At 72.2% G+C, this 20,602-nt stretch carries 23 protein-coding genes; 10 read left to right on the forward strand and 13 right to left on the reverse strand.

Translation table 11 applies throughout. The annotated features are described in order from the left end of the window. The first annotated feature begins 6 nt into the window (after nucleotides 1-6). From SAVERM_RS37650 to SAVERM_RS37670, 5 genes are all read left to right on the forward strand, one after another. Nucleotides 7-522: a hypothetical protein gene (locus tag SAVERM_RS37650; RefSeq protein WP_037647115.1), complete on the forward strand. Its 516-nt coding sequence runs from the start codon at nucleotides 7-9 to the stop codon at nucleotides 520-522. Between the two features lie 142 nt (nucleotides 523-664). Continuing rightward, nucleotides 665-862 (forward strand): hypothetical protein, encoded by a 198-nt coding sequence (locus SAVERM_RS37655; protein ID WP_010988729.1) that lies wholly within the window; start codon nucleotides 665-667, stop codon nucleotides 860-862. Between the two features lie 233 nt (nucleotides 863-1,095). Beyond that, complete coding sequence (locus tag SAVERM_RS37660) at nucleotides 1,096-1,761, forward strand: HdeD family acid-resistance protein (protein WP_010988730.1); 666 nt, start codon at nucleotides 1,096-1,098, stop codon at nucleotides 1,759-1,761. Nucleotides 1,762-1,893: 132 nt separating this feature from the next. Further along, on the forward strand, nucleotides 1,894-2,391 hold the full coding sequence (locus tag SAVERM_RS37665; protein WP_010988731.1) for an SHOCT domain-containing protein: 498 nt from the start codon (nucleotides 1,894-1,896) through the stop codon (nucleotides 2,389-2,391). Between the two features lie 33 nt (nucleotides 2,392-2,424). Then, the gene (locus SAVERM_RS37670; RefSeq protein WP_010988732.1) at nucleotides 2,425-2,871 is read left to right on the forward strand and encodes a DUF7144 family membrane protein; all 447 of its coding nucleotides are present in this window, start codon (nucleotides 2,425-2,427) and stop codon (nucleotides 2,869-2,871) included. Between the two features lie 134 nt (nucleotides 2,872-3,005). Here the strand turns inward: SAVERM_RS37670 and egtD are convergent, their stop codons facing one another. Genes egtD through egtA form a run of 4 tightly spaced genes read right to left on the reverse strand, consistent with a single transcriptional unit; the run spans nucleotide 3,006 to nucleotide 7,424 of the window. Beyond that, nucleotides 3,006-4,007 (reverse strand): L-histidine N(alpha)-methyltransferase, encoded by a 1,002-nt coding sequence (gene egtD / locus SAVERM_RS37675; protein WP_010988733.1) that lies wholly within the window; start codon nucleotides 4,005-4,007, stop codon nucleotides 3,006-3,008. After that, a complete protein-coding gene (gene egtC / locus SAVERM_RS37680) occupies nucleotides 4,004-4,831 on the reverse strand; it encodes an ergothioneine biosynthesis protein EgtC (RefSeq protein WP_010988734.1) in 828 nt (275 codons plus the stop codon). Before egtC ends, egtD begins: the two co-directional genes overlap by 4 nt. Continuing rightward, on the reverse strand, nucleotides 4,831-6,153 hold the full coding sequence (gene egtB / locus SAVERM_RS37685; RefSeq protein ID WP_010988735.1) for an ergothioneine biosynthesis protein EgtB: 1,323 nt from the start codon (nucleotides 6,151-6,153) through the stop codon (nucleotides 4,831-4,833). The genes egtC and egtB overlap by 1 nt, the downstream gene beginning before the upstream one ends. Continuing rightward, the gene (gene egtA / locus SAVERM_RS37690) at nucleotides 6,150-7,424 is read right to left on the reverse strand and encodes an ergothioneine biosynthesis glutamate--cysteine ligase EgtA (RefSeq protein WP_010988736.1); all 1,275 of its coding nucleotides are present in this window, start codon (nucleotides 7,422-7,424) and stop codon (nucleotides 6,150-6,152) included. Before egtA ends, egtB begins: the two co-directional genes overlap by 4 nt. A 285-nt stretch (nucleotides 7,425-7,709) precedes the next feature. On the opposite strand from egtA, the gene SAVERM_RS37695 reads away from it, so the two are divergent. Continuing rightward, nucleotides 7,710-8,558, forward strand: coding sequence for a TIGR02452 family protein (locus tag SAVERM_RS37695; protein WP_037647116.1), 849 nt, complete (start codon nucleotides 7,710-7,712; stop codon nucleotides 8,556-8,558). Here the strand turns inward: SAVERM_RS37695 and SAVERM_RS37700 are convergent. The 4 genes from SAVERM_RS37700 to SAVERM_RS37715 form a co-directional block, all read right to left on the reverse strand. After that, nucleotides 8,543-8,989 carry a type II toxin-antitoxin system PemK/MazF family toxin gene (locus SAVERM_RS37700; protein ID WP_037647212.1) on the reverse strand — a complete coding sequence of 149 codons (447 nt, stop codon included), beginning with the start codon at nucleotides 8,987-8,989 and terminating at the stop codon, nucleotides 8,543-8,545. The two genes, SAVERM_RS37695 and SAVERM_RS37700, sit on opposite strands and share 16 nt — an antisense overlap. Before the next feature lie 98 nt (nucleotides 8,990-9,087). Further along, the gene (locus tag SAVERM_RS37705; RefSeq protein ID WP_037647117.1) at nucleotides 9,088-10,575 is read right to left on the reverse strand and encodes an SPFH domain-containing protein; all 1,488 of its coding nucleotides are present in this window, start codon (nucleotides 10,573-10,575) and stop codon (nucleotides 9,088-9,090) included. Between the two features lie 134 nt (nucleotides 10,576-10,709). Further along, the gene (locus tag SAVERM_RS37710; protein WP_037647214.1) at nucleotides 10,710-10,934 is read right to left on the reverse strand and encodes a hypothetical protein; all 225 of its coding nucleotides are present in this window, start codon (nucleotides 10,932-10,934) and stop codon (nucleotides 10,710-10,712) included. Continuing rightward, entirely contained in the window at nucleotides 10,931-12,436 is a 1,506-nt protein-coding gene (locus SAVERM_RS37715; RefSeq protein ID WP_037647118.1) for an amidase, read from the reverse strand. Before SAVERM_RS37715 ends, SAVERM_RS37710 begins: the two co-directional genes overlap by 4 nt. 189 nt (nucleotides 12,437-12,625) lie before the next feature. Here SAVERM_RS37715 and SAVERM_RS37720 point away from each other — a divergent pair, with 189 nt between their 5' ends. Further along, complete coding sequence (locus tag SAVERM_RS37720; RefSeq protein ID WP_171033146.1) at nucleotides 12,626-13,672, forward strand: LacI family DNA-binding transcriptional regulator; 1,047 nt, start codon at nucleotides 12,626-12,628, stop codon at nucleotides 13,670-13,672. Nucleotides 13,673-13,857: 185 nt separating this feature from the next. Here the strand turns inward: SAVERM_RS37720 and trxA are convergent, their stop codons facing one another. Then, nucleotides 13,858-14,247, reverse strand: coding sequence for a thioredoxin (trxA, locus tag SAVERM_RS37725; protein ID WP_010988742.1), 390 nt, complete (start codon nucleotides 14,245-14,247; stop codon nucleotides 13,858-13,860). Nucleotides 14,248-14,375: 128 nt separating this feature from the next. On the opposite strand from trxA, the gene SAVERM_RS37730 reads away from it, so the two are divergent. Next, nucleotides 14,376-15,809: a dihydrolipoyl dehydrogenase family protein gene (locus SAVERM_RS37730; protein WP_010988743.1), complete on the forward strand. Its 1,434-nt coding sequence runs from the start codon at nucleotides 14,376-14,378 to the stop codon at nucleotides 15,807-15,809. Nucleotides 15,810-16,125: 316 nt separating this feature from the next. Here the strand turns inward: SAVERM_RS37730 and SAVERM_RS37735 are convergent, their stop codons facing one another. Beyond that, nucleotides 16,126-16,800, reverse strand: coding sequence for a peptide deformylase (locus SAVERM_RS37735; protein ID WP_010988744.1), 675 nt, complete (start codon nucleotides 16,798-16,800; stop codon nucleotides 16,126-16,128). A 195-nt stretch (nucleotides 16,801-16,995) separates the two neighbouring features. Between SAVERM_RS37735 and SAVERM_RS37740 the strand changes: the two genes are divergently transcribed. Then, entirely contained in the window at nucleotides 16,996-18,408 is a 1,413-nt protein-coding gene (locus tag SAVERM_RS37740; RefSeq protein WP_010988745.1) for a PepSY-associated TM helix domain-containing protein, read from the forward strand. 31 nt (nucleotides 18,409-18,439) lie between these two features. Next, complete coding sequence (locus SAVERM_RS37745) at nucleotides 18,440-18,853, forward strand: BlaI/MecI/CopY family transcriptional regulator (RefSeq protein ID WP_010988746.1); 414 nt, start codon at nucleotides 18,440-18,442, stop codon at nucleotides 18,851-18,853. Between the two features lie 283 nt (nucleotides 18,854-19,136). On the opposite strand, the gene SAVERM_RS37750 is transcribed toward SAVERM_RS37745, so the two are convergent. The 3 genes from SAVERM_RS37750 to SAVERM_RS37760 form a co-directional block, all read right to left on the reverse strand. Beyond that, nucleotides 19,137-19,484 carry a tetratricopeptide repeat protein gene (locus SAVERM_RS37750; RefSeq protein WP_010988747.1) on the reverse strand — a complete coding sequence of 116 codons (348 nt, stop codon included), beginning with the start codon at nucleotides 19,482-19,484 and terminating at the stop codon, nucleotides 19,137-19,139. A gap of 77 nt (nucleotides 19,485-19,561) precedes the next feature. After that, complete coding sequence (locus SAVERM_RS37755) at nucleotides 19,562-20,026, reverse strand: winged helix DNA-binding protein (protein ID WP_010988748.1); 465 nt, start codon at nucleotides 20,024-20,026, stop codon at nucleotides 19,562-19,564. Next, a complete protein-coding gene (locus SAVERM_RS37760) occupies nucleotides 20,023-20,550 on the reverse strand; it encodes a MarR family winged helix-turn-helix transcriptional regulator (RefSeq protein ID WP_010988749.1) in 528 nt (175 codons plus the stop codon). Before SAVERM_RS37760 ends, SAVERM_RS37755 begins: the two co-directional genes overlap by 4 nt. Nucleotides 20,551-20,602 lie beyond the last annotated feature (52 nt).

The raw sequence follows: 20,602 nt of genomic DNA on the forward strand, positions 1-20,602 counted from the left end.
GCCGCGATGGCCGAGACCGGGCACGTCACGGACCGAGCGCGCGCCGAGCGTCGGGCCCATGCCGACTACACCGGTGGCGTCTACGGATCCATGCTCGCCGCCTCGGTGGTCGTCGGCGCCGGGACCCTGGGCTCGTTCCCGTACGTGGAGCTGGTGCTGCTGCTGTTGCTCACGGGTGTGGCGTTCTGGATCGCGCATGTGCACGCCCAGTTGTTCGGGGCGCGGATGGCACAGCAGGGCCTGGACCGCCGGATCGTGCTGCATGTGTGCCGCGACGAGTGGCCGATCGTCAAGGCCGCTGTCCCGCCGGCCGCCGCCGTGGCCGTCAGCCCCCTGCTGGGCCTCGGCGTACAGGGTGCTCTCTGGCTGGCGCTCTCGGTCGCCGTGGCGGGCCAGGTCGGCTGGTCGGCGGCCGCGGCTCGACGGGCCGGCGCCTCGTGGGGCCTGGTGGCTGTCAGTGCCTCGGTGAATCTGGTGCTCGGTCTGCTGATCATCGCGTTGAAGATCTCCCTGACGCATTGACACCGATGGCGCCCGAGCCGGGCGACGCGTCACCGGCGACGTATCACCTCCACGGGGTGAGGCAGGGACGGTTCGCCGAGGCGGACGATCGCAGGGAAGGGCGCAGCCCGCCTGTCCCCGGCCACCCGGGAGAGAGCAGCCAATGCGCTACGAGATCCGCGTCGAAGGACACATGTCGGAGACGCTGACCAGAGCCTTCCCGGAGCTGGACCACGTGGTGATGTCCGGTCAGACAGTCCTGTTCGGCTCCGTCGTCGACGAGGCGCACCTGTACGGGCTGCTGGCCCGCTGTCAGTCGCTGGGACTACGGGTTCTGGAGATGCGCCAGCTGCCGGAGTGACGTGCCCCAGGAAGACACAGGACGACCGCGTGACGTGCCCCAGGAAGACACAGGACGACCGCGGTGACCGGGTGTCCTGCGGTGCCCGCCCCATCGCCCCGGCGGTGCGCACGGATCACCCGCCGGGGGTGACCCGGTGGCCGGACTCGGGCGGGACGCTGGCCCGGTGAGATCCCCGCACACCGCCCCGTCGGCGGTCCGGGACGATCCGCTCGAGCGCGCGAGGAGGAGCCATGACCGTGCCGCGTGGTCCGACACCGCATACCGGACCGGAACAGATGTCCGACCGGGCGGCCCCCGGGCCGTCGGACGGCGATCCCGCGGAAGTGCTGGCGGCACTCGGGCGCTCATGGACGTGGATCCTGGGTTCCGCGGTCGCCACGCTCGTGCCGGGCGTCCTGGTCCTGGTCTGGCCGGACGAGACCCTGCACATCCTGGCGGTCCTCATCGGCCTGTACCTGCTCGTGATCGGGGGGTTCCGGTTCGTTGCGGCCTTCTCCCGGGACGAGCACGGCGACCGGCTGCCCGGGGTGCTCCTCGCGGTGGCGTTCGTGCTGGCCGGGGTGCTGTGTCTGAGGAACCCGTTGCAGACCATTGCCGGGCTCTCGCTGATCGTCGGGATCGTCTGGCTGGTGTCCGGCATCCTGACCCTCTACACGGCCATCGCCGCCAAGGACCTGCCCCACCGCGGTTTCGTCCTCGGCGTCGCGGTGATCGCCATCGTCGCGGGGATCGTGGTGCTGGCCCTGCCGACCGAGTCGGCCCGGGCGCTGACCCGGCTGCTGGGTCTGTGGATGGTCCTGCTCGGCCTGGCCGAGGTGGCCCTCGCCCTGGCCTGGCGAGCGGCACTCCGCAGGTCCCGAGGCGCGGGGCCGCACGGACCCGGCGGGACGGTCTGAGACCCCGGCGACCGGGAGCCGCGGGGACCGTCCGTTCACCCGTCTCGGGTGATCCGCACGGACCTTGCCGTGGGCACGCTGAAGGCGGCAGAGAACGGCTGCCGGGCGAGCGCCCGGGACGGAGGAGAAGAAATGAGTGGGCAGATGTATCTCGCGTACGACTATCCGCTGCTGAGCGTCTTCTGGTCCATGCTGGTGTTCTTCCTGTGGATCATGTGGTTCATCCTGCTCTTCCGGATCATCGTCGACATCTTCCGTGACGACGACATGGGCGGCTGGGCCAAGGCCGGCTGGCTGGTGCTGGTCATCGTCCTGCCCTTCCTCGGCGTCTTCATCTACGTGATCGCCCGCGGCAAGGGCATGGGCCGCCGTGAGGTGGCGCAGGCGCGCGCGCAGCAGGAGTCCTTCGAAAGCTACGTCCGGGAGACCGCCAAGGGCGGCGGCCGGTCCAGCAGCGTCGATGAACTCGCCAAGCTGTCCGAGATCCGCGCCCGCGGTGACATCACGGACGAGGAGTTCCGCAAGGCGAAGGAACTGGTCCTGAGCGACTACGGCCCGTCGGCAGGCGCAGGCGCAGGCGCGGGTACTGGCACCGGCGCCAACGCCGGCCCCTCCACTTCCGGTCGCTGAGCGCACCGCACGAGACGGAAACGAGGCAGCAGGATGACCGCGACACACACAGCGCACGGGCAGACGGTCGACCGGCCCTGGGCCGAAGGCCTGACGATTTTCGCGGCAGTCATGCTCATGATCGCCGGCATACTCGATGTGTGCCGGGGCATCATGGCGCTCGCCGAGGACGACGTCTTCTTCAGGACACGGAACTACGTGTTCGCGTTCAACCTCACTGGTTGGGGCTGGATCCATCTCATTCTGGGCGTCGTCGCCGTGATCGTCAGTTTCGGACTCTTCCAGATGGCGCTGTGGGCGCGCGTCGCCGGGGTGGCCATCGCCGCACTGATCATCATCGCCAACTTCCTCTCCCTGCCGTACTACCCGGTCTGGTCGGTCGTGATGATCGCTTTCTCGGCGTTCATCATCTGGGCCCTGTGCGTGGTCCGGCAGGACGAGTCCGCCGACCCGTTCGCGAGCCCGCCGCACGGCATGTGAACGAGACCTGGCCGAGCCCTGACCGGCTTGCGGCCGCCGTACGCTTCGCCGTCGGCCGCAAGCCGGTCATGATGACGCTGGTCAGGGTGACGCCGGTCAGGATGACGCCGGTCAGGGTGACAGGGGAACGATCCTCACCGCACCACGCTCAGCGACAGTGCGAAACGCCCCTCCTCGTCCGTCCACCAGTGCGTCAGGTCCAGGCCGGCCGCCGCCAGTTCGGCCCGTACGCCGTCCTTGCGGAACTTCGCGGAGACCTCCGTCCGCAGCTCCTCGCCGTCCGCGAAGTCCACCGCCAGATCCAGCGCCGGAATCTTCACGGTCTGCGCCGTCCGCGACCGCAGCCGCATCTCGATCCACTCCTTCTCGGCGTCCCAGACGGCCACGTGGTCGAAGGCGTCGGGGTCGAAGTCGGCGCCCAGCTCACGGTTGACGACCGTCAGCACGTTCTTGTTGAACTCCGCCGTCACCCCCGCCGCGTCGTCGTACGCGGCGACCAGGACCGACTCGTCCTTCACCAGGTCGGTGCCGAGCAGGAACGCGTCCCCGGGCGACAGCAGGGTCCGTACGGAGGCGAGGAACGCCGTCCGTTCGGCGGGCAGCAGATTGCCGATCGTGCCGCCGAGGAACGCGACGAGCCGCGGACCCGGCGTGCCGGGCAGCGCGAGACCGCCGGTGAAGTCCGCGATCAGCGCGTGCACGTTCAGATTCGGGCGCTCGGCGATCAGCGCCTGTCCCGCCTGGGTCAGCGCGCTCTCGCTGACGTCGACCGGGACGTAGGTGTGCAGCCCGGTCAGCTCGTCCAGCAGGTGCCGGGTCTTCTCGGAGGAGCCGGAACCCAGCTCGACCAGGGTGCGCGCGCCGGTCGCGGCCGCGATCTCCGCGGCCCGGGCGATCAGGATCTCCCGCTCCGCGCGCGTCGGGTAGTACTCCGGCAGTTCGGTGATCTTCTCGAAGAGCTCACTGCCGTGCGCGTCGTAGAACCACTTCGGCGGAAGCGTCTTGGGCTTGGCGGTCTCCCCAGGTCGAGCGGGGCCGGCGCCCCGGGGGACGGCGAGGCCGTGCAGGACGTCGGCGCGCAGGGCCGCGTCCGTGGTGTCCTCGGGCAGGGTGCGGGTGAGAAGGAACGGGCTCACGTACGGGGCTCCTTCGGTGGTGCGGATGCCATGTGGGTGTGCGGTTCACCGTGTTCCGGCGGGCCCCCCTGTTCCCGCGGGTCCTTGAGCGGGGTGAGCAGGACGTCGGTGCGGCTCGCGGCGAGCAGCGTGCGGTCCGGCACCTCCTGCCAGTGCGGATCGTCGTCGTACGGTTCGGAGGCCACAACGGTGCGGCGGCCGGGCTCGGCGAGGTACCAGAGCGTGTCGCCCCAGGCGGTCGCCGCGATCGTCTCGCCGCTCGTGAGCAGCAGGTTGAGCCGGGAGCCGGGGGCCGCCGCGGCGACCTCCAGCACGGTGTCGGCCAGCGCCTGCCCCTCCTCGTCGCCGCCGCGCAGCCGGTTCAGGACCAGGGCCCAGACGAGCGCCGAGTCGCAGCGCGCCTCCAGCGACAGCAGCTCGGTGGGCGGGAGCGAGCAGGCCAGGGGGGCCAGCGAGTCGGGCCAGCCGGCGACGGCCCCGTTGTGGCTGAACAGCCAGGGGCCGGCGGCGAACGGCGCCGCCGCGGCCTCCCCGTCCGCCCCCGCCACGGTCGCGTCCCGTACGGCGGCGAGCAGCGCGGTGGTCCGTACGACACGGGCCAGGTCGGCGAAGGACTGGTCGCCCCAGATGGGCACGGCCCGGCGGTACCGCGCCGGCACCGGGTCCTCCTCGGCGTACCAGCCCACCCCGAAACCATCGGCGTTGACGGTCCCGTACCGCTGCCGCCGGGGCGCCCACGACTGCCGGAAGAGGCTGTGCGCGGGTTCCACGAGCAGCCTGCCGAGCGGCTCCGCCGGCCCCAGGTAGGCCAGGTGACGGCACATCAGGAAGCTCCCGAGCGAGCGGTGCGGAACCCGGAGAATATCTGCCGCCGGATCGGATAGTCCCAGTTGCGGAACGTACCCCGGCAGGCCACCGGGTCCACGGCGAACGAACCGCCGCGCAGCACCTTGTGCTCAGGCCCGAAGAACACCTCCGAGTACTCCTTGTACGGGAACGCCGTGAACCCCGGATACGGCTCCAGGTCGCTCGACGTCCACTCCCACACGTCGCCGATCAACTGCCGTACGCCGAGCGGAGAGGCGCCCGCCGGATAGCTTCCCGCCGGAGCCGGACGCAGATGCCGCTGCCCGAGGTTGGCGTGCTCGGGCGTCGGGTCGGCGTCGCCCCACGGGTAGCGGGTGGAGCGGCCGGTGACCGGGTCGTGACGGGCCGCCTTTTCCCACTCGGCCTCGGTGGGCAGCCGGCGCCCCGCCCAGCGCGCGTACGCGTCCGCCTCGTACCAGCACACGTGCAGCACCGGCTCGTTCGGCGGCACGGGCTCGGTGACGCCGAAACGCCGCCGCAGCCACTGCCCCTGCTCGCGGCGCCAGTACAGCGGCGCCTCGATGGAGTGGGAGCGGATGTGGTCCCAGCCTTCGGCGGTCCACCAGCGCTCGTCACCGTAGCCGCCGTCCTCGATGAACGCCTGGTACGCGGCGTTCGTCACCGGTGTGGTGTCCAGGTAGAAGGACGGCACCAGGCGCTCGTGTGCGGGCCGTTCGTTGTCCAGCGCCCATGGTTCGGCCGAGGTGCCCATCGTGAACGGGCCGCCGGGAACGAGGACTTCGGCCGGACCGGTGAACGGCGGCGCGGGCGCGGGGTCCGGTGCCGTCAGTGCCGCGGGGCCCTTGCGCAGCTGATGGGTGATCAGCATCGTCTCGTCGTGCTGCTGTTCGTGCTGCGCGATCATGCCGAAGGCGAAGCCCGCCTCCGTCAGCGGGGTGCCACGGAACGCCGTGCTCTCCAGGACGTCGAGCGCCCGGCCGCGCACCTCCGACGCATAGCGCCGGGCCTCGTCGGGCGGCAGCAGCGGCAGCGAGGGCCGTTCGGCGCGCGGGTGCTCGAACGCGTCGTACAGCCCGTCGATCTCGGGCCGCATCGCGTCACGCCCGGCGACCGCGCGCAGCAGCCACAGCTCCTCCTGGTTGCCGATGTGCGCCAGGTCCCACACCAGCGGGGACATCAGCGGCGAGTGCTGCGCGGTGAGGTCGGGCTCGTCCACGCACGTGGTGAGGAGCGCGGTGCGCTCGCGGGCGGTGGTGAGCGCGTCGAGCGCGCGGGCCCGGAGCGTGTCGGGGTCGGTCGGGGACCCGGGGTCGGTCATGTGCGGAGGTCCTTCCCGTGGAGCTGGAGCAGCAGATCGTCGGCGGGGCAGCGACCCCGGGCCACATAGCGGTCGGTGAACTCCGCCACGGCGTTCTGCACCTCGGCGGTGGCGCCGAGCCGGGGCAGCGCCTCGGCCGCGGCCGCGAAGCAGATGACGGCGGCCTCGTGCAACTCGGGGTCGGCCAGACCCTGGCGTGCGGCCTCGATCCACAGCGGATTGCACGGAGCGGGCAGTGAACGGCCGTGCTCCGCGAGGGGTTTGACCGTCCGGTAGGCGATCTCGGCGGCCTCGGGGTCGTCGAAGAGGGCCGCCGTCACCGCCAGCGGCACGATCCAGCCGTCGTCACCCGGCTGGGCGTCGATCATGCGCAGTTCGAGATGGCCGCGCGGGCGCACCGGCGGGAACAGGGTCGAGACGTGATAGTCGAGGTCGCCGCGGTCCGGCGGGGTGCCGGACCGGGTCCACTCCCGGAAACTCATTGCCTCCGGTACCTGCCAGGGGCCGCTGTCGGCCCGTATGCACATCACCGGCGCGTCCAGCACGTGCCGGGCCCAGGTCCTTCGTGGGTCGCCGTCGAGGGGCGGGGCACTCGAACGCCCCGGGTCCATGGCGGCCCACAGGTACTGCCGGGTCGAGCGCCAGCCCGTGGCCCGCCCATGGGCCATGGGGGAGTGCGCGAACGCGGCCACGAGGACCGCGCCCAGCTGGTGCGCCAGCCACCAGCGCCGCCCGTGCCCGAGCGGCCCCGGCTCCTCGTGCCCGGCGTCCAGGCACACCTGGACGGACGCGGAGGAGCACATCATGGCGCGGCCCTCGGGTCCGGCGCGGTCCAGGTAGGACTCCATGGCGTCGTAGCGCGGCTCATGGAGATAGCGGGTCGGGGGGCTCCAGGGGTCGTGGCCGTATCCACGGAGGCCGAGACCCGCCTCGCGCAGCAGCGCGCGTACCGCGTCGAGGTCGGCGGAGACGGATCCGATGCACTCCATCAGCGAGGCGGCGGGAGCGGAGCTGAGCTCCAGCTGGCCGCCGGGTTCGACGGTGAGCGCCGAACGCAGGGGCACGGTCCGCAATGCGGCGTAGGCCGCATCGAGTCGTTCGGGTGCTACCGGGAGCTGCGGCCGCCGCAGCTCGTGGACTATCCATTCCAGTTCGACACCGAGCGTGCGGGGCGGTCCGGTCTTGAAGCAGATACCGCGGACCAGAGCCTCCACATCGGCCTCGGTGACGGCGGAGCGGGGCTCCGTACAGTCACTCACCGAATCGGACATGTCGGGATCCTCCTGAGATTCCACCATGTCGCCGGACCCGGCTTCGGTTGAGCCGGACCGGCAATGACTCGTCCCACCCAAAACCCTCGCGCCGCTTCGCACAAGGGTGCACATCGTTGTTTTTCGGACCGTTTCATAAACCGAGAACCGTTGTGTCGGGGACAGGGAAACTCTGTTGCGGCGTATGTCCAGCATCGCTCACCATTCGTTCATGAGCACGACGGGGGAGATCGCGGCAGGGGAAATCGCAGGCGGGGGCCTCACAGCGTCCACGGGGGTGGTGCTGTGAGCGCGCGCCTGCGCGCGATCGCGCGGGAGACGGAGGAGATCGTCGCGGCGGGCCGGTACCACGCGTCCGACGGGCGTGCGGTGTCGATCGCCGCGGCGGTCGAGGCCGCACGGGCCGCGACCCGGGTGTATGGGCCGGACCCTGTGGAGATATCGCAGGTCGGCCCGGTCGCCACGCTCTTCGAGGTGACCGGTGAGAGCAGCCTGGAGGCGGCCCGGCGACTGACGGAGCGGGCGGGCGATCCGGTCGCCGTACTGAACTTCGCCTCGGCCCGCAATCCGGGCGGCGGCTATCTGAACGGCGCACAGGCCCAGGAGGAGGCCCTGTGCCGGGCCTCCGCGCTGTACACGTGCGTGCTGGGGGCCCGCGCGTTCTACGAGCACCACCGGGCGCACCGGGATCCGTTCTACACGGACCGGGTCATCCATTCGCCCGCCGTGCCGGTCTTCCGAGACGACCGCGGGCGCCTGCTCGACAAGCCGTATCCGGTCGGCTTCCTCACCGCCGCGGCGCCGAATGCCGGGGTCGTGCTGCGCAGCGCGCCGGAGCGGGCCCCCGAGCTGCCGCGGGCCCTCGCGGCACGCGCCGAGCGGGTGCTGGAGACGGCGGTGACGCACGGCTACCGGCGGCTGGTGCTGGGCGCCTGGGGCTGCGGAGTGTTCCGGAACGACCCCGCGCAGGTGGCGGGGGCGTTCCACGGGCTGCTGGGTCCCGGGGGCCGGTTCGCCGGGCACTTCGAGCACGTCGTGTTCGGCGTCCTCGACCGGACGCCGGGGACGGCGACCAGAGGCGCCTTCGAGCGTGCGTTCGATGGCGAGGTGCGGGGCGCTCAGCGCCAGCCGTAGCGCTCCCGCAGCCGGTGCACCACCAGGTTGAACCGCATCCGGTCCAGGGCGCAGGCCTCCCGCCGCATGCCGCTCTCGTGCAGCCGCAGCACGCGGTCCACGGCCACCCAGGAGTCGCGTCCCGACCTGTCCCAGGGCCCGCTGCCGATCGGCACCCACTCCCGGTCGCCGTCGTGCCGCTTGCTGGAGAGCTGCACCGCCAGCAGCGTGCCGGCCGCCTCCCGGGCGACGACGAGCACCGGGCGGTCCTTGCCGCGCCCGTCGTTCTCCTCGAAGGGCACCCAGGTCCAGACGATCTCGCCGGGGTCGGGGTCACCGTCGTGCGCGGGGGAGTACTCGGTCCGCACCCGGCCCACCGTGCGGGGTTCGGCCTCGGTGGTCGCGGAAGGGCCGTGGCGGCCGGGAATGTCTTCATCGGTAAAGGCAGTCACGCGGGTCACGGTAGAGCCTGCTCGGCACGGCTCGCCGAACGGGTACGGCACTTCGGGCGTACGGGGGACAACTCCCGTACGCCCGAAGCCTTACCGTTTCACCCCTCGTCCTTCTCCACCGGCACCTTCTCCGTACGCGCGGGCACGAACCCGTTGAGCCCGGCGGCGCCGCCGCCCGCCGTCCCGTTCTGGTTCATCGACGCCAGCAGCTGGCGGGCCAGACCCAGCCCCGTGCCGCCCATGGTGAGCGCCTTGGCGAACATGTCGCCCATGCCGTCGGCGCCGTTGAGCAGCACCATGTGCTCGACGTTGTTGAAGGCGCTCGCGCCCGCCTGGACTATCTCCGGCCAGTTCTCGGCGAGTTGCTGCGCGACCACCGCCTCCTGGTTCTCGGCGAGTGCGGCCGCCCGCGCCTTGATGGCCTCCGCCTCCGCGAGACCCTTCGCCCGGGTCGCCTCGGCCACCGCGAGCCCCTTCGCCTGCGCCGCGGCCGCCTCGGCCTCACCGGTGGCCCGGGTCGCCGTCGCGGAGGCGGCACCGCGCGCCTTCGTCGCCTCGGCCTCGGCGCTCGCCGCCGTCTTCACCCGGGTCGCCTCGGCCGCGGCCGCCAGCTCCGTCTCCTTGGCCTTGGCCTGCGCCGCGGAGATGCGCGCGTCGCGGTCGGCCTCGGCGCGGGCCCGGGTCTCGTACGCCTTCGCGTCGGCCGGCTTGCGGACGTCCGCCTGGAGCTGTTGCTCACGGCGGTGCGCCTCGAGTTCGGCGACCCGCGTCTCCTGGACGACGACGTCCTGGCGCGCGGCGGCGTCGGCGAGCGGACCGGCCTGCTTGGCCTTGGCGGCCGCCTTGTCACGCTCGGCCTGGTACCCGGCTTGCAGGATCTCGCTGTCCCGGGTCGCCTCCGACATCCGGGACGCGGCCAACTGCTCGGCCTCGGTGGCGAGACGGTTCGCCTCCGCCTGCGCGATCCGCGCGTCCCGCTGCACGGCGGCCGCGTGCGGCATGGCCAGGTTCTTGATGTACCCGGTCGGGTCCTCGATCTCGTGGATCTGGAGCGAGTCGACGATCAGACCCAGCTTCTCCATCTCCGTACCGCACGCGGCACGCGTCTGCCCGGTGAGCTTCTCGCGGTCGCGGATCATGTCCTCGACCGTCAACCCGCCCACGATGGACCGCAGATGACCGGCGAACACGTTGTGCACCCGCTCCGCCATCAGCTTCTGCTGGTCGAGGAAGCGGCGGCCCGCGTTGGCGATCGACACGAAGTCGTCGCCCACCTTGAAGATGACCACGCCCCGCACCTTCAGCGGAATGCCCTGCGTGGTGACGCAGTCCACGGACAGCTCGGTCTCGTTGAGATCGAGCGACATCTTGCGGACCGCTTGCACGCCCGGCAGCACCAGCGTGCCGCGCCCCGTCACGATGCGGAAACCCATGCCTTCTTCAAGGCCTTCGGTCCGATGCTTCGAACCGGAGATGATCAGTGCTTCGTTGGGCTCCGCGACGCGCCACATGAGCTTGAAGACCACAACGATGAAGATCAGTGCGAGGACTGCTGCCCCCGCCACGACGCCGACAATCATCGGCATACGCCCCCTTTGGATGGTGCCCTGACGGCACCGAACGAACGGGAGTGTGCTCCTGTGCAAGGCCGAAATACAGACGCTGACGCGTCCTTGTCGCAATCTTGACGCGTACGGCTCTCACCTGGGGGACGGGCGGCTCAACTGTCGTACGCCGCAGCCACGTAGACGGTCCGCGGCGGCAGGTACTCGATCACCATCACCACCGTGCCCGGCTCGATCCGGTCCTGCGCGGACGCCGGATACGCCAGGAAGTGTTCCGCGCCGCCGCGCACCCGGACGATCACCTCGCCGACGAGCCCGGGGCCGATCGTGCCGGTGACCCGCCCCATCAACCCGACCATCGACGCATCGTCCATGGTCACAGCGTACGGCCCGAACTCCTCCGGGTCGCCGCCGAGTCGGCGTCCGTCGAGGCCGGAGGCCACTGTTCGTGCCATCGCCGGTCCGCCTCCAGCTGGGCGGCGAGCGAGACGAGCAGGGGTTCGCTGTGCGCCGGGCCCAGCAACTGGGCGCCCACGGGCAGGAGTCCGCCGTCTCGGCCGCCCTCGGCCGGGGAGGGGCCGCCGTCCACGAAACCGGCGGGGACGTTGACGCCCGGCCAGCCCAGCACGTTCCACGGCCAGGCGTAGGGGCAGGCGGCGATCATGGCGCGGTCGGTCCCGAAACCGTTCAGGTTCACCATCGAGCCGATGTGCGGCGGGGGAGCGGCGGTCGTCGGCGCGAGGAGTACGTCGTACACGTCGAAGAGCGCCCCGACCCGCCGGTGCAGCCTGGCCTCCGCCGCCCGTGCCAGGCGCAGGGGTGCTCCGCCGAGCAGTCGGCCGAGGCGGGCGGCGTCGCGGGTGCGCCGGTCGAGGAGGTCCGGAAACGGCGCGTCGCGCACCCACTCCGCCAGGCCGGCCGTGGCCCGCGGGACGAACGTCAGTCCGATCCGGCCGTAGCGCGGCTCCGCCTCCTCGACCACGTGCCCGAGCGCCGCCAGCCGCTCCGCCAGCTCGAGGACCCGCGCCCGTACCCGGGGATCGAGCCGGGCGGGCAGCGCCGTGAACGGGGGCTTGAGCGAGAGGGCGATCCGCAGCCGGCCCGGCTCGCGCCCGACGGCCTCCAGGACGCCGGTGGCGGGCGGGCGGTGCAGGTCGCCCGCGTGGTTGCCGCTCGCCGCGTCCAGGAGCAGCGCCGCGTCGGCGACCGTACGGGCGAGCGTTCCGTTGACCGTGATGCCCTGGAAGGACTCGGGGCGCGGCCAGGTGGAGATCCGGCCGCGCTGCGGTTTGATGCCGACCAGATGCGTCCAGGAGGCCGGGATGCGGACGGAACCCGCACCGTCCGAGCCCAGGGCGGCCGGGACCAGGCCCGCGGCGACCGCGGCCGCCGAGCCGCCCGAGGAACCGCCCGGCGTGTGGTCCGGATGCCAGGGATTGCGGGTGGCGCCGAAAGCGGGCCCCTCGGTGAACGGCCACTGGCCCAGCTCGCAGGTGTTGGTCTTGCCGACGATCACCGCCCCGGCCGCCCGCAGCCGCCGTACCGCCTCACTGTCCTCGGCCCGCGGCGGGAACTCGCCCCGACAGCCGAACGCGGTCGGTTCGCCCGCCACGTCCATGTCGTCCTTCACCGCCACCGGCACCCCGAGCAGCGGCCGCCGCGCCCCCGCCGCCAGCTCCCGGTCCGCCGCCTGTGCCTCGGCGAGCGAGGCCTCGGCGCGCACCAGCCGGAACGCGTTCAGCGAGGGCTGCGTCGCCTCGATCCGGGCCAGCGTCCGCTCGACGAGCTCGCGCGAGGTCACCTCGCCGTCGGCCAGGGCCCGGGCGCACCGGGCGAGGCCCTCGGCACGCTCGGGAGGGGTGTCGGCGCGTTCGGCAGCCATGCGGGACACCTCCGGGTGGACGACGTCTACCGAACGGTAACCGCCCGGCGCCCGACGCGGTACGGGATCTCGAACTTCCGCCCCGGAAACGGGTGTTCAGGGGTGCATCTGGCCGATGAATGTCGGGAAAGCGCTTGTTCCGAGCGGAAGTTGCCCCGGTACGGAGCGCCGCCGCCGTCTTCTGCAAAGATGCCGTACGTCATGGTGCACATACCGAACGAGCCCGTCCCTTCGCCGTCCGCACCACGCTCCGTGCCGACGAGCGCCGATGTGGCACGCCTGGCGGGAGTCTCGCGCGCGACCGTCTCGTACGTGCTCAACAACACCAGCGCCGTCCGGATCAGCGAGCCCACGCGCCGCCGCGTCCACGAGGCCGCCAAGGAACTCGGGTACGTCCCGCACGCCGCGGCCCGCAGCCTGCGCGCCGGGCACAGCCGTATGGTCCTGATCCCGACGCCGAACGTGCCGGTCGGACCGCTCTACAACCAGTTCTTCAACGAACTGCAGTGGGCGCTCAGCCGACTTGAGTACACCGTGGTGCAGTACGGCGACCTGTCGCCGCACGGCGACGAGGCGGCCCGCGCCTGGGCCGAGCTGCGGCCGGTCGCCGTCCTCGTGCCCGGCGGCGGGCTCGGGCCCCAGGGCCTGGCCGTGCTCAAGCGCTCCGGCGCCCGCGCCGTCGTCACCCTCGGCGCCGAACGCGTCGAGGGCGCCCACGCGGTGCTGCTGGACCACGAGGGGGTCGGCCACAGCGCCGGCCGGCACCTGCTCGCCCGCGGCCGCCGCGCGGTAGGGGTCGTGGTACCCGAGGAGCCCGGCTTGGAGATGTTCTCCAAGCCCCGGCTCGAAGGCGTCCGGCGGGCCCTCCAGGGCACCGGGGCCACCGTCACCGAACTGCCGCTCGCCTACGAGGAGGAGGCCGCGGCCCGCCTCGCCGCGCGCTGGCGCCCGCTGGGCCTGGACGCCGTCTTCGCGTACAACGACGAGTACGCGATGCTGCTCATGCGCGCCCTCCAGGACGAGGGCATCGCCATTCCGCGGGAGACGGCCGTGATCGGCGCCGACGACCTGATGCTCGGCCGGCTGCTGCGGCCACGCCTGAGCACGGTCCACATCGAGCTGCCGTCGGGGCGCGACCTCGCGGAGCTGGTCGATCGCGCGGTACGCGATCCGGGCGTCGCACCCGAGGTGCACGAGGTGCTCGGCACGAGGGTCGTACAGCGGGAATCCAGCTGAACGTCCGGGCCCGGCTCACGGGTCACGGGTCCCGGGGAACGCCCTCGGGCGATTCGGACCCGACTCCCCGACCGCTCCCCGGAGTTGCGCCTGCCCCGGGCCCGGGGCAGGCGGCCCGTTCCTCATCACGGCATGCCGCGAACGCCGCACGCTCGACCGGGGCGATGCCTGATCCTGAGCGGGTGCTACTCGCCCTGCTGTGCCTGAGCCTGCGCCTGCTGTGCCGCGACCGCCTTGCGGACCTCGTCCATGTCCAGCTTCCGGGCCTGTCCGATCACGTCCTCCAGGGCTGCCTCGGGCAGGGCGCCCGGCTGGGCGAACACGGCGACCTGGTCGCGGACGATCATCAGCGTCGGGATCGACTGGATGTCGAAGGCCGCGGCCAGCTCGGGCTGAGCCTCGGTGTCGACCTTGGCGAACACCAGGTCCGGATTGGCCTCCGCCGCCTTCTCGTAGACCGGGGCGAACTGACGGCACGGCCCGCACCAGGACGCCCAGAAGTCGATCAGGACGAACTCGTTGTCCGTGACCGTCTGGTCGAAGTTCTCCTTGGTGAGCTCCACGGTGCTGCTCATGGCGTGTTTCCCTCTTCCTGGTGTCGGGGGCTCGGGGCAAGCCGCTGTCCACAACGCCACCCTCCGGCGCCGTATTCCGCGCGCGTACCCGTGTGGCCAGCACGCACACCAGCTACCAGACTGACCCCATGACGGAAACGGAATCCATCGCGTACGACGTCGTGGTGCTCGGGGCCGGTCCGGTGGGGGAGAACGTCGCCGACCGCACCCGCGCGGCCGGCCTGTCCACCGCGGTCGTCGAGAGCGAGCTGGTCGGCGGCGAGTGCTCCTACTGGGCCTGCATGCCCAGCAAGGCCCTGCTGCGCCCGGTCATCGCCCGCGCCGACGCCCGCCGCGTGCCCGGCGTGAGCCACCTCGCGCAGGGCCACCTCGACACGGCAGCGGTCCTCGCCCACCGGGACTACGAGGTCTCGCACTGGAAGGACGACGGCCAGGTCGGCTGGCTCGACGGCATCGGGGCCGACCTGTACCGGGGGCACGGGCGCCTGTCCGGACCCCGCGAGGTGACGGTGACGGGCCCCGACGGTGATCGCCGGGTACTGACCGCCCGGCACGCGGTCGCGGTGTGCACCGGCAGCCGCGCCCTGCTGCCCGACCTGCCGGGCCTCGACCAGGTCGAACCGTGGACGAGCCGCGAGGCCACCAGCGCTCAGGCCGCCCCCGGCCGGCTGATCGTGGTCGGCGGCGGTGTGGTCGCCGTCGAGATGGCCACCGCCTGGCGGGCACTCGGCTCCGAGGTCACGGTCCTCGTCCGCGGGAAGGGTCTGTTGCCCCGTATGGAGCCGTTCGCCGGGGAACTGGTGGCGGAGGCGCTCAAGGAGGCGGGCGCCGACGTCCGCACCGGCACATCGGTGTCGGCGGTGACCCGCGAGGGCCCGACCGTGGTGGTGCTGACGGACACGGGCGACCGCATCGAGGCGGACGAGATCCTCTTCGCCACGGGCCGCGCCCCGCGCACCGACGATCTGGGCCTCGACACGGTGGGTCTGGAGCCCGGCTCGTGGCTGTCCGTCGACGACAGCCTCCGGGTGACGGGCAGCGACTGGCTGTACGCGGTCGGCGATGTGAACCACCGGGCGCTCCTCACCCACCAGGGCAAGTACCAGGCCCGGATCGCGGGCGCGGCCATCGCCGCCCGGGCCTCGGGCGTGCCCCTGCTGGAATCGGATCCCTGGGGCGCCCACGCCGCCACCGCCGACCACGCGGCCGTCCCCCAGGTCGTCTTCACCGACCCGGAGGCGGCGGCCGTGGGTCTCTCCCTCGCCGAGGCGGAGCGGGCCGGGCACCACGTCCGCGCCGTCGACGTCGAGTTCTCCTCGGTCGCGGGCGCCGGTCTGTACGCCGACGGCTACCGCGGCCGGGCCCGCATGGTCGTCGACGTCAACCGCGAGACCCTCCTCGGCGTGACCTTCGTCGGCCCTGGCGTGGGCGAACTGATCCACTCGGCGACGATCGCCGTCGCCGGCGAGGTGCCGATCGGCCGGCTGTGGCATGCGGTGCCCTCGTATCCGACGATCAGCGAGGTATGGCTGCGGCTCCTGGAGGCCTACCGGGACGCCTAGGGCCTGTCGTCGGACGCGTCGGTGTCTTGGACCGGCAGGACGCGTCGGTCTGTTGGGCCGGCCCGGTCCGCGACGTCGCGGCGACATCAGCCGCGGCGTCCGGGGCGGCCCCTCGCCGCGTTGGCGCACGACCGGAGTACGGCCCGGTACGCGGGTCGTACTCCGGCTCGCGACGCACCGCCCCGGAGACCGCGGCCTGACCCTGCCCGAGCCGGAACTCACCATGGGGCAGGCCCTTTGGACACGGCAGCGCGGGCACCGCGTCGGGCGCCCGCGATTCTGAGCCGACCGGCGTTCTCGGTCGGGCGGCGCGCACTCAGTCGGGCAGCGCGAACCCCAGTGCCGCCGCCGCCCGTTCCGGCGTCGGCTGGCTCCACCGCAGTGCCATCGCCTCGTTCGACGACAGCGACCGCAGCTCCGCCCGGTCGAGATAGAGCATGCCGTCGAGGTGGTCCGTCTCGTGCTGGACGATGCGGGCGGGCCAGCCGGTGAACTCCTCGTCCACGGCGCGACCGTGCTCGTCCAGCGCGGTCAGCCGCACCCGGGCGGGCCGGGCCACCACAGCCTGCCAGCCCGGCACGCTGAGGCAGCCCTCGAAGAACGCGGCCCGGTCGCTGCCGACGGCCTCGTACGACGGGTTGACCAGCACCCGGAAGGGCTGCGGCACCCGCCCCCGCACCGCCCCCACCTCCTCCGGCACCGGCGCCGGGTCCTCGATGACCGCGATCCGCAGCCCCACCCCCACCTGGGGCGCCGCGAGGCCGACGCCCGGCGCCGCGTGCATGGTCAGGCGCAGGGCCTCGACGAAGCGGGCGAGGAGCCCGGGTCCGAGCTGCCCGTCGTAGGGCTCGGCGCCGCGGCGCAGCACCGGGTCGCCGGCCGCGACGATCGGCAACGGGCCGCCGGTGGCGAGGAGTTCCTCGACACGGTCGGCGAGCGGGCGGGAGGCGGAGCGGGTGTCGGGGACCGTGCGGTCACTTTCGGATGCCATCGCGTCAGCATGCCAGGCAGATCGAGCGGCACGAGGCCCGTCCCCGCGGCCATGTGGCCCAGGTCACGTACATCCGCGGGAACTCACCCGCACTCCGCCCCGACTACTGAAGCGCCACGGCCCTCCCGGGTCCCGTGCCCCGAGGTTGTCCCACGTCCCCATTCCCCATTCCCCGTCCCCCGGAGAAGCCCGCCGATGACCACCGCTCCCTCCGCCCCAGACGCTCCCTCGACCACGACGGACGAGCCCCCGCAGTCCGGTACGCCCGGGCCCGCCAGATGGGCCCCGCTGCGCCCCCTGGTCCTGCGCCTGCACTTCTACGCCGGCCTGCTCGTGGCCCCGTTCCTGCTGGTCGCCGCGCTGACCGGATTCCTCTACGCGGCTTCCTACCAGGCCGAGAAGATCGTGTACGCGCATGAGCTGACCGTCCCCGTCGGCGACACCGAGCTGCCGATCTCCCAGCAGGTCGCCGCCGCCCGCAAGGCCCACCCCGAGGGCACACTCACGGCCGTGCGCCCCTCCCCGGAGGCGGACGCGACGACCAGGGTGCTGCTGTCCGGCGTCAAGGGCGTCGACGAGGGCCACACCCTCGCCGTCTTCGTCGACCCGTACACCGGCAAGGTGCGGGGCTCGCTGGAACAGTACGGATCGACCGGCGCGCTGCCCCTGCGCACCTGGATCGACGAGTTCCACCGCGATCTCCAGCTGGGTGAGAACGGGCGCCTGTACAGCGAACTCGCCGCGAGCTGGCTGTGGGTGATCGCGGGCGGCGGCCTCGTGCTGTGGTTCGGGCGTCGGCGCGCGCAGCGCAAGGTGCGCGGGACGAGCGGGCGCCGCCGCACCCTGGGCCTGCACGGCACGGTCGGCGTCTGGGCCGCGGCCGGCTTCTTCTTCCTCTCGGCCACCGGCCTGACCTGGTCCACCTACGCCGGCGCCAACATCGACGAACTGCGCACCTCGCTCGGCCAGGCCACCCCGTCGGTGTCGGCGGCGGCGGCCGGCGAGCACGCGGGCCACGACGCCGCGGCGGGAACCGGCGGTACCGAGCACGGCGTGGGCCTCGACAAGATCCTCGCCGCCGCCCGTGCCAAGGGGCTCGGCGATCCCGTCGAGATCGTCCCGCCCGCCGACGCGTCGTCCACGTACGTGGTGAAGCAGGTCCAGCGCAGCTGGCCCGAGAAGCAGGACTCGGTGGCCGTGGACCCGGCGACCGGCGAGGTCACCGACACGCTCCGGTTCGCCGACTATCCGCTGCTCGCCAAGCTGACCCGCTGGGGCATCGACGCCCACACCGGCGTCCTGTTCGGGCTCGTCAACCAGATCGCGTTGATGGCCCTCGCCCTGTCCCTGGTCCTGCTGATCGTCTGGGGCTACCGCATGTGGTGGCAGCGCGGCCGGGCCTCCGCCTTCGGCCGGCCGATCCCGCGCGGCGCCTGGCAGCAGGTCCCTCCGCAGATCCTCGTACCGTGCATGGCGGTGATAGCCGTCCTCGGCTACTTCGTGCCGCTGCTCGGCATCCCGCTGGCGGTGTTCATCGCCGTGGACGTCGTCCTCGGCGAGATCGCCCACCGGCGTGGGCAGCGCACTTACGGAAGGCAGGTAGCGTAGCCGGACACGCGGATGCCGGAGGGAGTCGGACATGGCACAGCGCGAGGCCAACAGCCCGCACCGCGGTTCCCGGCGCCGCGGGCAGGGCGAGCTGGAGGTCCAGGTGCTCGGCGCGCTGCGCGAGGCGGACGGCCCGGTGACCGCGTCCTGGGTGCAGGAGCACCTCGGCGGCGACCTCGCGTACACCACCGTGGTGACCATCCTGACCCGGCTGCTGGCCAAGGACGTCGTCTCCCGCGAGCGGCAGGGGCGTTCCTTCGCCTGGACGCCGACCGCCGACGTCGCGCGCCTCGCCGCGCTCAAGATGCGCCGCCTCCTCGACGGTGAACGCGACCGCGAAGCCGTCCTGGCCAGCTTTGTCACCGCGCTGCCGCCGGACGACGAACAGGTCCTGCGCACACTCCTGGACGCGGCGGACACGGCGGACGGCGGTACGGAAGGCTGACGCCTCGTGGAGGTTTTGTCTTCCTGCCGCTGGTCTCGCCGCTGGTCCTGCCGCTGAGCGCCTGGCCGGTGGCGCGCCTGGCCGAGTTGCACGCGGCCGCACCCCTCTGAGGCCCGTACACGGAAAGAGGCTGAGCCCCGTTGCCACCGGGGCTCAGCCTCTGCGTCATTGCGCTACGGATACGTCGTAGCGCTACGGATACGTCGTAGCGCGACGGGTACGTCGTTGCGCTGCGGATGCGTACGGCGCTACGGAACGAGTGAACGCTTCTCGTGCGGACGGATCACCGTGCCTCGAAGTCGCCCGCGAGCGCCGAGGCGATCCGCAGCTGCGAGTCCGCCTCGTCGTCCCGCCCCTGGCGCTGGAGCGTGCGGCCCAGCATCAACCGGGCGTAGTGCTCCACGGGGTCGCGCTCGACGAGGATGCGCAGCTCGGCCTCCGCACGGCCCAACTGGGCCGAGTGGTAGTAGGAACGCGCCAGCAGCAGCCGCGGCCCGGTCTGCTCCGGCACCTCGTCGACCAGCCCGTCCAGAATCCGCGCGGCGACGGCGTAGTCCTTGGCGTCGAAGAACATCTGCGCGCGCTCCCAGCGCTCCGCGGCCGTCCCCTGGTCGTAGTACGTCGTTTCCACTGCTGACCTCCTTCGACGCTCACAACGGCCCGGTTTGGTTGAATATTCCACGACTGGGTCGGGGGGCGGTGCCGCCCTTACAGGGCCGCAAGCTCCGCGTTCGCCCGCTCCGTCACCAGCGTCAGCACACGCCCGGCCGTCTCCAGATCCTGGGCCGGGATGCCCGCGTACAGCCGGGTCGCGATCTCCTTGCCGCCGGCCTGGATGCTTTCGAACAGCTCCCGGCCGCTGTCCGTGAGCGACACCTGACCGGGTGCCGGTTCGTCCAGCAGCTTCGCGGCGATCAGCTCGTCGACGGCCTGCCGGGCGGGTGTTTCCCCGGTCTTCAGCGCACCGGTCAGGCGGTCGACGAGCCGGTCGCGCGCGACAGTTCCGCCGGCGGCCGCGGCCGCGTGCAGGGCCACCGACTCCTCGAACGTGGTGCCGGTGCGGGCCAGTACGGTCTCCAGCAGGCCGCGACCGGCGTAGTGGGCAAGGCCTATGACCTGACCGTTGACGGTGGGGTTGGTGGTGAGGTTGGTGGTGGGGTTGGTGGTGGTCACGACTGCTCCTCTGCGGCAGGTGTGCCGAGTTCGGTGGATGTGCCGGGTTCGATCGATGCGTCGAGTGGTGCGTCGAGCAGAGTTCTCAGTTCGTGCGTGAATCGCGTCGTGCGCGGGCTGTCGAGGCCGCCCAAGGGCTGGAGGAGCTGCTCCAGCAGCCGGTGGACCACCTTGATCGCCTGCTGGGCGACCTCGTGTCCCCGCGGGGTGAGCGACAGCTGGATCGCGCGCGGGTCCGCCGGGTCGCGGGTCCGGTCGACGAGGCCGCCGGACTCCAGCGCGCGGGCCAGCTTCGAGACGTAGAGCGCTTCGAGTCCGGTGTGGTCGGCGAGCTGCCGCTGGTTGGGCCTGAGCCCGGTGCGGTGCATGCCGACCAGCGTGGCGACCAGCGAATACTGCGCGTGCGTCAGCCCCAGCGGCGCGACCGCCCGGTCGACCGCGACGCGCCATTTCATCGACAGTCGCCAGACCAGGAAACCGGGGGTCGCGCCCTCGGGGGCCGTGTCGCTCACCGTGTTGCTCATGACGGATACTGTACATAGATACTATAGCCATAGCTACTATTTTCTCGTGGTG

Source organism: Streptomyces avermitilis MA-4680 = NBRC 14893 (assembly GCF_000009765.2).
Lineage (GTDB): Bacteria > Actinomycetota > Actinomycetes > Streptomycetales > Streptomycetaceae > Streptomyces > Streptomyces avermitilis.